Genomic DNA, 11,633 nt, shown 5'->3' with positions numbered 1-11,633 from the left:
AAAACGTTCCGCAAACTAAATGTCTAGTATTTTTATAGAGAATATATACAAAATGAATGGAATCGACGCCGCTGCGGGCCGGAAAGGCCGTCGTCCAGGCGTCGAGTCACTCGATAAAACCCAAGAGAATCAGATAGATGACACAGAAGGCATCGACAGTGGCGGCAGGCTGGGGCAGCGGGCCGGGACATAATTACAACGACCTCGCCGCCACCTTCCGCCCCGTCTTCGATCGCATCCGCGCGGGTGCCGTCGAACGGGAGCTCAATCGCACCTTGCCGCATGAGCCGATCGGCTGGCTCAAGGATGCCCGCTTCGGCGCCTTGCGCGTGCCGGAAAAGGACGGCGGCTTCGGTGCCAGCCTGCCGCAGCTCTTCGCCCTCCTGATCGAATTGTCCCACGCCGATTCCAACGTCACGCAGGCCCTGCGCGCCCATTTCGGTTTCGCCGAGGACATCGTCAATGCCCGCGCGCAGGATCGCCGCGACCGTTGGCTGCCGCGCCTCTCCCGGGGCGAGATCACCGGCAGCGCCTGGACGGAGATCGGTGAAGCAAGGCAGGCCGCCTTCTCCACCATCGTGAAGCTTGGGGACGGCAAGGCCGCCTCCGTCACGGGCGCCAAATATTACACGACCGGTTCCCTCTTCGCCGACTGGATCGACATCGGCGCCAGCGGCGAGGAGGGCCAGTCGCTTTCGGCGACGGTCGCCCGCCATGCACCGGGCGTCGACGTGATCGACGACTGGGACGGCTTCGGCCAGATCCTCACCGCCAGCGGCACCACCACCTTTACCGATACGCCTGTCGACCCCGCCGATGTCGTCATCGATGACGACCGCTTCAAATATTCGGCCGCCTTCTACCAGCTGGTGCATCTGGCAACGCTCGCCGGCATCGGGCGCGCCGCCAGCGACGACGTCGCCAAGGCGGTGAAGGCCCGCCGCCGCAGCTATTCCAACGCCCCCTCCCCGCGCCCCAGCGAGGATGCCCAGGTCCTGCAGGTGGTCGGCCGGATCCGCGGCGCAGCCTATTGCGCCAGTGCCATCGTCCTCAAGGCCGCCGAAGCCGTACAGCACGCCTTCGACACCCGCTTTGCCGGCGACGCCGCGGCGGAGGAAGCGGCCAATGCCGTCGCCGAGCTCGAGGTGGCGCAGGCCCAGACCGTGGTCACCACCCTGATCCTCGAAGCTTCCACCATCGTGTTCGACGCCCTCGGCGCCTCCGCCACGCAGCGCTCCGCCGCCCTCGACCGCCACTGGCGCAATGCGCGTACCCTCTCCTCGCACAATCCCCGCATCTACAAGGATCGCATCATCGGGGACTTCGCCGTCAACGGCACGCCGCCGCCCTATCAATGGCGCATCGGGCAGGTGTGAAGGGGCGAAGATACCCCAAACAGGTGCCACCTCACTTTACTCACCAGGGCCGGCATAGACACATTGCTTGAGCCCTCTGGAAAGAGCGCAGACATCCTTCCCCGGTTTCGGGGAAGGATTTCTTCGCTTTACTCGATCAATCGAGACGCCAACCCTCTCCGCCCGCCATTTGACGGAATCACCTGTCATTGCGAGATCTTGGAGCAAGAAGAAGCGGTACCGTGCCGCCGCCCGAATGCCCCAAGGAGCCGATGTCACCTCTGGTCGAAACCGTGCTGTTCGTCTTCGGCCTGGTCGCGCTCGGCTATAGCGCGGGGGCAAGCGGCTATCTCAAGGCAGCGACCGGCGACGCCCTTTCAGATTTCGCCGTCCGCGTGGCCCTGCCGCTGCTGCTGTTCCGCACCATGGTCACCTCCAGTTTCCACGGCTCGGCGCCCTGGCAGTTATGGGCCACCTATTTCACCGCCGTCATCGTGGCCTGGATCGCCGGCCACCTGGCGATCACCCGCCTGTTCCAGCGTGACGGCCAGGCCGGTGTGATCGGCGGGGTCTCTTCCGCCTTCTCCAATCTGGTGCTGCTCGGCATTCCCTTCATGCTCGGCGTCTTCGGCAATGAAGGCTTCGAAATCCTGTCGCTGATCATCTCGGTGCATCTGCCCACCATGCTGATGGCCTCGATCCTGCTGTTCCACTGGTTCGGGCCACGGCGCCAGGAGCCGCTGCATCCCCTGGCTGTCATTCACGACTTCCTGCGCAGGCTGCTCACCAATCCCCTGATCATCGGCATCTTTGCCGGCCTCGCCTGGCGGGCAAGCGGCATTGCCCTGCCTGCTATCGCCAATCGCTTCGTCGACGCCCTCGCCGACGTGGCCGGGCCGATCGCCCTGTTCGCCATGGGCCTCGGCCTGAAGAAGTTCGGGCTGACAGGCAATCTCAAGCCGGCTCTGCTCCTGTCCGGCCTGAAACTGCTGCTGATGCCGGCCGTCGCCCTCGCCGCCGCCTGGCTGTTCGGCCTGCCGCCTTTCCCGGCCAAGGTGGCCGTGGCCGCAGCGAGCCTGCCGTCGGGCGTGAACTCCTATCTGATCGCGATCCAGCTCAAGACGGAGCAATCCCTGGCTTCCAACCAGATCACCATCGCCACCGCCTTTTCCGTGGTGACGACCGCTTTCTGGCTCGAGATCGCCACCATGCTGCTGGGCTGAGGGGTGTCCTTCAGACCGCCTCTTCGTCCGGATCCCGCGTCCAGGGCGCGAAGATCTCGGCCGCGAATTCCACGAAGGCCTGGATCTTGCGATCACGCGTGGCGCGCTTGGAGTAGAGCGCCCAGACCTCGGCATCCTCGGCCCGGTGCCAGTCCGGCAGGACGATCTCGAAGGGCTGGTCTCCGGCCCGGTTGGCCATCAGCCGGGTGGACACCAGGGCAATGCCGGCTCCCTTGAGCATCTGGCGGATGATGGTGTCGGATTCGTTCGACATCAGGATCGGGCGGACGGCGACCTCGATTTCGGCCCCGGCCTTGCTTCTCAGCCGCCAGGTGGTCAGGAACTCTCCCGGCCCATGCGCCAGCACGGCATGATTGGAAAGCTCCTGCGGCGAGGCGGGGCGCCCGGCGCGCTCGAGATAAGAGGGGCTCGCAAGCAGGCGCGCCCGCGATCGCCCCAGGCGCCGGGCCACATAGCTGGAATCGGGCAGCACGCCCGTCCGCAACGCCACGTCGAAGCCATGCTCCACCAGATCGAGCGGATGGTTGTCGAAGGTCAGCGCCAGCCTGATCCTGGGATAGCGGCGGCGGAACTCCTCCAGAGCCGGTTCCAGCGCGATCAGGCCGAGGGCATAGGGAACCAGGAGGCGCAGCGTGCCCTCCGGCTCTGTCCTCAAGGCGCGGACCGACAGATCGGCTTCCTCCAGGATCTCCTCGGCGAGGCTGCAGCGTTCGTAAAAATCGCGCCCGGCTTCGGTGAGCGACACGCGCCTCGTCGTCCGGTTGAGCAGGCGCACGCCGAGATCCTCCTCGAGCGCCGTGACACGCCGGCTCACCGTGCTCAGCGGCAGGCCGAGCTGGCTCGCCGCGGCGGTGAAACCACCCCTTTCGACCACGCGCAGGAAGATCCAAAGGCTCTGGAGATTGTGCAATCGCACGCTCCGTGAAAACTATTCCATATTTAGCAATAGTTTTTGCCAAATAGCCATAGTTATTCCATTCCTGTTGCCACGCTATAAGCGCCTGCATGACCGCCCTGTCCACGTCCGCACATGGGCCGATGCCCTTCTGGACCCGGCTGACCCAGGCACCGCCCGGTACCGGCTGGAGCGGCATCGCTTTTGCGCTGCGGACGACGGCTGCCTCGCTGATCGCGCTCTACATCGCCTTCCTGATCAATCTGGACAGCCCGAAATGGGCGGCGATGACGGTTTGGATCGTCGCCCAGGGCAGCCGTGGCATGACGCTGTCGAAGGCGCGCTATCGCGTTCTCGGCACCTTCGCGGGAACGGGTATCGCCGTCACCCTCACGGCCTTGTTCGCCCAGGCGCCGGAATTGCTTCTGTGCGCCCTCGCTATCTGGATCGGGCTGTGCACCGGCGTCGCCACGGCGCTGCGGAATTTCCGGGCCTATGGCGCCGTGCTCGCCGGCTATACCGCGGCGATCATCACCCTGGATGCGGCGGCCAATCCCTCGCAGATCTTCGACGTCGCCGAGGCGCGTCTCATCTATATCCTGCTCGGTATCGGGGTGGAGGCAACGCTGAGCGCCATCCTTGCCCCCTCCCGCCCCCTGGACGACGTCCGCGCTGGCCTGGGCGCCTATATCCGGCAAGCCGCCGGCATCTGCGCCCGTGCCCTCGGCGGAGAGGCGGCAGCGACCCCGGCGCTGCAGCGCCTGTTCGCCAAGGCCCTCGCCCTGGACACCACGGCCGAATATGCCGCGTCCGCCTCCACCGTCGCGCGCGGCGCCCTCGGACATGTCCGCGCCGCCGCGAGCGCAACCCTGGCCCAACTCGCCGCCGCGCACAGCCTGCGCGACTATCTGGCCCGACGGGACAGCGGGGAAGATGCGTTGCTGGCCGAGAGCGCGGGAGTGCTGCAAGCTGTCGCCAATGGCAACACCAACGAGCAGGCGACAATCGTCGCCTTGCGTGAGCGCCTGGATGCGGCCTGCCCTGGTGACCATGGCGAACACGGGAACCAGCGGTCGTTCCTGCATGACCGGCTCGACGCGCTGCTCTCTTCCCTGCAGACGGCCTTGATGCGCCAGGCTCTCCTGGCGCGGCCAGCGCCACCGCCCTCGCGCCTAGACTTCGCCTTCCACATCGACTTAACGGCCGCGCTGCATAACGGCATCCGCGCCGTCGCTGCCGTCCTGCTGGCCTCCGCCGCCTGGATCCTGACGGCAGCGCCGACGGGCTCGGGCTTCGTCACCATCGTCAGCGTGGTCTGCGCCCTGTTCGCCACGCGGGACAATCCCGTCGCCGCCGGCCTCGGTTTCCTGAAAGGCACCGGCTGGGCCTTTGCCGCGAGCGCCATCTGCAATTTCGCGCTGATCCCGATGATCTCCGGCTTCCCTCTGCTCGCCGTCGTGATCAGCCTGTTCATGCTTCCTGCCGGGATCGCCATGCGCCATCCACGCACCGCGGCCCCCGCCGCGAGCTTTGCCATCTTCTTCTGGGACCTAGTGGGGCCGAGCAACGACGTGCGCACCGAGGCTGCCGGCTTCTTCAATGGCAGCCTGACGCTGCTGGCCGGCATCGCCTGCGGCACGCTCGCCTTCGCCTTGCTGTTCCCACCGAATGTCCAGGCGACGCGACGCCGCCTGCACCGGGCCATACGGCGCGATCTCGCCTTGATCGGCAGCACCCCGGGGATCTGGACCTCGGTGGAATGGTTCAGCCGGACCGCGGACCGCTTCGGCCGGCAGCTTGCCGCTGAAAAAGCCCTGCCCGCCGCCGTGATGGATCGGGACATGGCCGGCATGCTGGCGGCGCTGACCATCGGCGCGGCCGCCATGGACCTCGACAGTCTGGCTAAGACCCAGAAGGCCGCCATGCGACCAATTCGCGCCGTACTGCGCCGTCTGGCTTCAGCCGATCCACAGGCCCTGGCCCGGGCTGCCCGGCAGGCAGCAGCGCGTTTGCTTCGGCAGGCCCGGCGGGCGGACAACCACACCTCGCGCGAGCTGTATCGGGCCGGGGTGCTGCTGCAGGAAATCGCGCGCGAAGCCACGGAACAGGCCGCGTTTCTGCAGGGGTGAGAACACCGTTCGGAAGAGGGCGGTGGTGGCACCGCCATGGGCTTATGCGGTGGCACCGCCCCTCACCCTTACCCTCTCCCCGCAAGGAGCGGGGCGAGGGTAAGGGTGAGGGGCAGCACAAGCCTCTGTGGGCGATTCCAAAAAGAAAGGCGCCGGATGGCTCCGGCGCCCCTTGATCTTTCTGGCCTGTCCGCATCGATCAGATGTCGAGCGTGTGGTCACGTTCCCACTGGGTCAGATGGCTGGCGTAGCTGTTCCATTCCTGACGCTTGAGCTTGAGATAGGCAGCCGAAAAGTCATTGCCCAAAGCGGCCTTCAGTGACTCGTCCGCGTCGAAGTTGCGCAGGGCATCGAGCAGGTTCAGCGGCAGCTTGGGCGCGTCCGTCACAGTATGGCCCATCTGATACATGTCGATGTCGTAGCGCTTGCCGGGATCGGCCTTGGAATGGATGCCGTCGAGGCCGGCGGCGACGATCACGGCCTGCATCAGATAGGGGTTGGCGGCGCCGTCGGGCAGGCGCAGCTCGAAGCGGCCCTTGCCGGGCACGCGCACCATGTGGGTGCGGTTGTTGCCGGTCCAGGTCACCGAATTCGGGGCCCAGGTCGCGCCCGAGATGGTGCGGGGGGCGTTGATGCGCTTGTAGGAGTTCACCGTGGGATTGGTGATCGCCGACAGGCTTTCGGCATGCTTCATGATGCCGCCGAGGAAGTGATAGCCCTGCCGCGACAGGCCCATCTCGTCCTTGTTGTCGTAGAACATGTTGACCTTGCCGGTCTCGTCCCACACCGAGATATGGGCATGGCAGCCCGAGCCGGTCAGCCCCATGAAGGGCTTGGGCATGAAGGTGGCGCGCAGGCCGTGCTTCTCGGCGACTGAGCGCACCATGAACTTGAAGAAGGAGTGCCGATCGGCCGTGATGAGGCAGTCGTCGAAGTTCCAGTTCATCTCGAACTGGCCGTTGGCGTCCTCGTGGTCGTTCTGGTAGGGGCCCCAGCCCAGTTCCAGCATGTAGTCGCAGATCTCGGCGATGACATCATAGCGGCGCATCAGGGCCTGCTGGTCGTAGCAGGGCTTGGCGGCGCAATCCATGGCATCGGAGATGGCGGTGCCGTCGGCATCGATCAGGAAGAACTCGGCCTCGACGCCGGTCTTCACATAGAGCCCTTCCTTGGCCGCATTGGCCATGACGTTCTTGAGCACCACGCGCGGCGCTTGGCCGACATGCTTGTCTTCCATGACGCAATCGGCGGGGACCCAGGCAACCTCCTTCTTCCAGGGCAGCTGGATCACCGCGCTGGGATCGGGCAGGCCGAAAAGATCGGGATGGGCCGGTGTCAGGTCCAGAAAGGTGGCAAAGCCGGCGAAACCGGCACCGTCCTTCTGCATGTCGGCGATCGCTGCTGCCGGAACCAGCTTGGCACGCTGGGCACCGAACAGGTCCGTATAGGAAATCATAAAATAGCGAATGCCTTTTTCCCTAGCGAGCGTCGCCAGATCCTGGGTCATGGTCAAAGTTCCTGGTTCGGGATGTCTATCGTTTTGATTTATAAGGTATTCTGTCATTCCCGCTGGCTTCGGCCCTGATACCTTCCTATCCCGGGGGATCGGAAGGCCTACTCGGCTCTTTGAAGCCCACTGCGAAATCCGACGTCCGGAGAACCGAATTTCACCTGGGGATGGCAGTACGCAAAGGGCGCCCGCCTGCTGGCGAGCGCCCTTTCATGATGTCAGAAACCCTGCCCGGGAATCCAGCTCGTACCGGCCAGCGGTACGCGGGCCATGGCCGCAGCCTCGATGGTGAGGGCGCACAGATCTTCCGGCTCGAGATTATGCACGTGGTTCTTGCCGCAGGCACGGGCGATGGTCTGGGCCTCCAGCGTCATCACCTTGAGATAGTTGGCCAGGCGACGGCCAGCCTTGACCGGATCGAGCCTTTCCATCAGCTCGGGATCCTGGGTGGTGATGCCGGCAGGGTCCTTGCCCTCGTGCCAATCGTCATAGGCGCCGGCAGTGGTGCCGAGCTTGCGGTATTCGTCCTCAAGCGCGGGATCATTGTCGCCGAGGGCGATCAGGGCGGCCGAACCAACGGAAACCGCATCCGCGCCGAGCGCCAGGGCCTTGGCGACATCGGCCCCGTTGCGGATACCGCCGGAGACGATCAACTGCACCTTGCGATGCATGTTGAGATCCTGCAGCGCCTGCACGGCGGGACGGATACAGGCAAGGGTGGGCTGACCGACATTCTCGATGAAGACTTCCTGGGTGGCGGCCGTGCCGCCCTGCATGCCGTCGAGCACCACCACGTCGGCACCGGCCTTCACCGCCAGCGCCACGTCGTAATAGGGCCTGGCGCCGCCGACCTTCACATAGATCGGCTTTTCCCAATCGGTGATTTCGCGCAGCTCCAGGATCTTGATCTCGAGATCGTCCGGCCCGGTCCAGTCGGGATGGCGGCAGGCGGAGCGCTGGTCGATGCCCTTGGGCAGCGTGCGCATCTGGGCGACGCGGTCGGAGATCTTCTGGCCGAGCAGCATGCCGCCGCCGCCGGGCTTGGCGCCCTGGCCGACCACGACCTCGATGGCGTCGGCCTTGCGCAGATCATCCGGATTCATGCCGTAGCGCGAAGGCAGATATTGGTAGACCAGGGTCTTGGACTGGCCGCGCTCTTCCGGCGTCATGCCGCCGTCGCCGGTGGTGGTCGAGGTGCCTGCCAGCGAGGCACCGCGCCCGAGGGCTTCCTTGGCCCGGCCCGACAGCGAGCCGAAGCTCATGCCGGCGACAGTGATCGGGATCTTCAGTTCGATCGGCTTCTTGGCGAAGCGCGAACCGAGCACGACATTGGTGGCGCAGCGCTCGCGATAGCCTTCCAGCGGATAGCGCGAGATCGAGGCGCCGAGGAAGAGCAGGTCGTCGAAATGCGGGACCTTGCGCTTGGCGCCGCCGCCGCGGATGTCATAGATGCCGGTGGTGGCGGCGCGGCGGATCTCGGACAGGGTGTAATCGTCGAAGGTCGCGGACTTGCGCGGAACGGTCGGCGGATTGTGATAGCTCATGAGGTCAATCCTGGGATCGCAGGCCTACAGCCTGCTCTTGAAACAGTCGATGCAGCGGGAAGAGCAGGCCGAAAGCCCGCGATCCCAGGTCAATAGGCATCCGCATTGTCGATGTTGAAGTTGTAGAGCGTACGGGCCGAGCCGTAGCGCTTGAACTCCTCGGGCTTGACGTCGGTGAAGCCGGCCTTGGCCAGCAGCCCACCGAGGATTTCCAGATGCTCGGGACGCATCTCCTTCTCGATGCAGTCGGCCCCCAGGCTCTTCACCTTGCCGCGCACGAACAAACGGGCTTCGTAGATCGAGTCGCCCAGGGCATCGCCGGCATCGCCGCAGACCACCAGATTGCCCGACTGCGCCATGAAGGCGGACATGTGGCCGATATTGCCCTTCACCACGATGTCGATGCCCTTCATCGAGATGCCGCAGCGCGAAGAGGCGTTGCCTTCGATCACCAGGATACCGCCCTTGCCGGTGGCGCCGGCATATTGGCTGGCATCGCCCTTGATGCGAACTTCGCCCGACATCATGTTCTCGGCCACGCCCGGACCGGCGGAGCCGTGCACGACGACAGTGGCTTCCTTGTTCATGCCGGCACAGTAATAGCCGACACTGCCCTTGACATCGATGCGCACGGGCGCGTCGACACCCACGGCCAGGGCATGCGAGCCCTTGGGATTGCTCACCTCCCAGGACGTGGCGTTGGTGCCGGCCTTGAGGGCGTGCAGGGCCTGGTTGAGCTCGCGCAGCGGCGTCTTGGCCAGATCGATTTTTTCAACGTCCGTGCTCACGCTCGCGACTTTCTTCGCAAGTTGATCCATGCCTCAGCGCTCCCAGAAATAGACGGTGGCGGGCTCGGGCTCCCACACCTTGGCATCCTCGATGCCGGGCAGGTTGACCAGAGCGCGATATTCGGACCCGAAGGCGACATATTGATCGGTCTCGGCGAGCACGGCCGGCTTGCACGCGACAGGATCGCGCACGACCCCGAAGCCGTCCTTGGTGCCGACCACGAAGGTGAAGAAGCCGTCGAGATCGTCGAGACCCTTCTCCATGGCCTCGCCGAGATTGAGGCCCTGATTCATGCGCCAGGTCAAATAGGCGGCCGCGACCTCGGAGTCGTTCTCGGTCTCGAAGCTCATGCCGTCATGCTTGAGCTCGCGGCGCAGATTGTTGTGGTTCGACAGCGAGCCATTGTGTACGAGGCACTCGTCGGCGCCGGTCGAGAAGGGATGGGCGCCGAGCGTGGTTACCGCCGATTCCGTCGCCATGCGGGTATGGCCAATGCCATGGCTGCCCGTCATCTCGGCGAGACCGAAGCGCTTGGCGACCTCGGTGGGGTAGCCCACTTCCTTGTAGATCTCGATCGCTTCACCCGCGCCCATGATGCGGATGGAAGGGCGCTCCGCCTTGATGGCCTGGCGAGCCGCCTCGGCCTTGTCGGCATCGAGGACGAGAACGGCGTGGGTGTCCTTCGGCGAGATGGAGACCTTGGCACCCACGGCCTTTTCGACCAGGGCAGCGAGGCCCTCGAAATCCTTGGCTGGATCGGCCGACTGGACGGTGATCTTGGCCTTGCCGGCTTGCGGCGCGCCATAGATCGCGAACCCGGCCGAGTCCGGGCCGCGGTCGCACATGGTGGCGAGCATACCCGACAGGAGCGTACCCAATTGGGGCTCCAGGCTCTTATCCTTTAGAAACAGGCCGACAATGCCACACATAGCACGGGTCCCTCATGCGATTGATTTCAGGGAGGCTAGCAATTTCCTGAGGCGCCAGCAATATCCACCTGAACATTTTTTTCCTGTGAGGAATATTTTTTTGGAAACGGATTTTCCTCACAGGAAACAGCCAAAAACTGAAGCTCTCAGGCCTGCTGGCGCCAGCGTTCCCAGCGCAGGCGCGCCACCCGGTAGGCATCCGGGATCGAAAGCGCCCAGACGAACAGGCCTCCCGCCATGCGGCCGATCGGAGACGTCTCCGGTGTCGACAAATGCCAACTCAGAAAGGCGAATAGGAGCGTGAAGAACGCAAATCCCAACCCGCGCATCTGGCGGCCGAGAGCGACATGGCCGACCCCTGGAAGCGCAACGGCGAGGGCGAGAATGAGATATGGATGAAAGGGTTTCGCGAGCATGGCTGCGGCCATGGCGCCCTCCTGACGGTGATTCATGCGTTGCGATTCTGGTTCAATCGCCATTGCGGGAGCGGCGAAGCAATCCAGACGTCCATTCATAACAGCCTCTAGGCCCGCTGGCCGCGCGTCTGCGCCAACTGCGCTGGCATCGGTGCGGGCGACAGCCTGCGGGCGATCTCCTCCAGGCCGTCATAAAGCCGCATGAACAAAGCGGGATCGAAACCTGCGTCGCCGAAATCGCATTGGCGCAGCAGCAGATGCTGGCCTCGTTGCCCTTCGGCGGCCTGAAAGATCACCCTCAGGCCGGCCGGCATCACCAGCACTTCCTTGACCCTGGGGTCGGCCATCAGGTCTGCGATCGCCCGCTCCGCCTGGGCCAGGAAGGCTGCACCGCGCCGCCGGCCTCGTACCATCACGTCCTCGGGCAGGCTGGCGGGCGGCTCGAGACGCGCCGGCAAATCGGGCGTGCGGGCGTAGAACTCGCTGCCGGAAGGGCGCGCCAACACGCCGAAGGCAGCTCCCCCCGGCAGCGGCGTCATGACCGTCAGTGAAAGCCAAAGCTGCGGCAAGCGCCGCAGCGTCATCGTATCGGGCATCAATTCGACGATGACGCGACGGCCGGCGATCTCACCGGACAACCGGGGAAATCCCCCGACGCCATCCGCCTGCTCCACCCGCTCGAACAGCGGGTGGCAATCGGCCAGCAGGGCCCTCCGCCGGCGCCAAAGCGCCGACCTCTCGCGATTCAACAGCCAGCCCAGGCCGGCAAAGCCCGCCGCCAGGACTGCGAGAAATGCGAACAAGGTCATGCTGGCCGCCTCC

At 65.0% G+C, this 11,633-nt stretch carries 10 protein-coding genes; 3 read left to right on the top strand and 7 right to left on the bottom strand.

The annotated features are described in order from the left end of the window. Positions 1–137: 137 nt before the first annotated feature. Complete coding sequence (locus ACTJKX_RS28080; RefSeq protein ID WP_367623861.1) at positions 138–1,376, top strand: acyl-CoA dehydrogenase family protein; 1,239 nt, start codon at positions 138–140, stop codon at positions 1,374–1,376. A 251-nt stretch (positions 1,377–1,627) separates the two neighbouring features. Further along, positions 1,628–2,578 (top strand): AEC family transporter, encoded by a 951-nt coding sequence (locus ACTJKX_RS28075; RefSeq protein WP_440727254.1) that lies wholly within the window; start codon positions 1,628–1,630, stop codon positions 2,576–2,578. Between the two features lie 10 nt (positions 2,579–2,588). Here the strand turns inward: ACTJKX_RS28075 and ACTJKX_RS28070 are convergent, their stop codons facing one another. After that, positions 2,589–3,509 (bottom strand): LysR family transcriptional regulator, encoded by a 921-nt coding sequence (locus tag ACTJKX_RS28070; protein WP_440727253.1) that lies wholly within the window; start codon positions 3,507–3,509, stop codon positions 2,589–2,591. Between the two features lie 95 nt (positions 3,510–3,604). Between ACTJKX_RS28070 and ACTJKX_RS28065 the strand changes: the two genes are divergently transcribed. Next, entirely contained in the window at positions 3,605–5,623 is a 2,019-nt protein-coding gene (locus ACTJKX_RS28065) for an FUSC family protein (RefSeq protein WP_440727252.1), read from the top strand. A gap of 199 nt (positions 5,624–5,822) precedes the next feature. On the opposite strand, the gene glnT is transcribed toward ACTJKX_RS28065, so the two are convergent. The 6 genes from glnT to ACTJKX_RS28035 form a co-directional block, all read right to left on the bottom strand. Next, positions 5,823–7,130 (bottom strand): type III glutamate--ammonia ligase, encoded by a 1,308-nt coding sequence (gene glnT, locus ACTJKX_RS28060; protein WP_068296614.1) that lies wholly within the window; start codon positions 7,128–7,130, stop codon positions 5,823–5,825. Between the two features lie 221 nt (positions 7,131–7,351). Next, on the bottom strand, positions 7,352–8,677 hold the full coding sequence (locus ACTJKX_RS28055) for an FMN-binding glutamate synthase family protein (protein ID WP_068296611.1): 1,326 nt from the start codon (positions 8,675–8,677) through the stop codon (positions 7,352–7,354). An 89-nt stretch (positions 8,678–8,766) separates the two neighbouring features. Next, positions 8,767–9,495, bottom strand: a complete 729-nt coding sequence (locus ACTJKX_RS28050; RefSeq protein WP_440727251.1) for a protein GlxC — start codon at positions 9,493–9,495, stop codon at positions 8,767–8,769. Between the two features lie 3 nt (positions 9,496–9,498). Beyond that, positions 9,499–10,395, bottom strand: coding sequence for a class II glutamine amidotransferase (locus tag ACTJKX_RS28045; protein WP_311937872.1), 897 nt, complete (start codon positions 10,393–10,395; stop codon positions 9,499–9,501). Between the two features lie 146 nt (positions 10,396–10,541). Further along, positions 10,542–10,823: a hypothetical protein gene (locus ACTJKX_RS28040; RefSeq protein ID WP_156771760.1), complete on the bottom strand. Its 282-nt coding sequence runs from the start codon at positions 10,821–10,823 to the stop codon at positions 10,542–10,544. Positions 10,824–10,918: 95 nt separating this feature from the next. After that, positions 10,919–11,620 (bottom strand): hypothetical protein, encoded by a 702-nt coding sequence (locus ACTJKX_RS28035; protein WP_394312556.1) that lies wholly within the window; start codon positions 11,618–11,620, stop codon positions 10,919–10,921. Positions 11,621–11,633: the final 13 nt, after the last annotated feature.

Source organism: Labrys sp. 22185, from assembly GCF_052045555.1.
Taxonomy (GTDB): domain Bacteria; phylum Pseudomonadota; class Alphaproteobacteria; order Rhizobiales; family Labraceae; genus Labrys; species Labrys neptuniae.
The sequence above is the reverse complement of the archived record's forward strand: the minus strand, read 5'-3'. Positions and strand labels throughout refer to the sequence as shown.

Excerpts from the sequence above, each read along its gene's own strand:
- ACTJKX_RS28080 (WP_367623861.1), top strand. The coding sequence starts at position 138 with ATGACACAGAAGGCATCGACAGTGGCGGCAGGCTGGGGCAGCGGGCCG.
- ACTJKX_RS28075 (WP_440727254.1), top strand. The coding sequence starts at position 1,628 with ATGTCACCTCTGGTCGAAACCGTGCTGTTCGTCTTCGGCCTGGTCGCG.
- ACTJKX_RS28065 (WP_440727252.1), top strand. The coding sequence starts at position 3,605 with ATGACCGCCCTGTCCACGTCCGCACATGGGCCGATGCCCTTCTGGACC.
- glnT (WP_068296614.1), bottom strand. The coding sequence starts at position 7,130 with ATGACCCAGGATCTGGCGACGCTCGCTAGGGAAAAAGGCATTCGCTAT.
- ACTJKX_RS28055 (WP_068296611.1), bottom strand. The coding sequence starts at position 8,677 with ATGAGCTATCACAATCCGCCGACCGTTCCGCGCAAGTCCGCGACCTTC.
- ACTJKX_RS28050 (WP_440727251.1), bottom strand. The coding sequence starts at position 9,495 with ATGGATCAACTTGCGAAGAAAGTCGCGAGCGTGAGCACGGACGTTGAA.
- ACTJKX_RS28045 (WP_311937872.1), bottom strand. The coding sequence starts at position 10,395 with ATGTGTGGCATTGTCGGCCTGTTTCTAAAGGATAAGAGCCTGGAGCCC.
- ACTJKX_RS28040 (WP_156771760.1), bottom strand. The coding sequence starts at position 10,823 with ATGGCCGCAGCCATGCTCGCGAAACCCTTTCATCCATATCTCATTCTC.
- ACTJKX_RS28035 (WP_394312556.1), bottom strand. The coding sequence starts at position 11,620 with ATGACCTTGTTCGCATTTCTCGCAGTCCTGGCGGCGGGCTTTGCCGGC.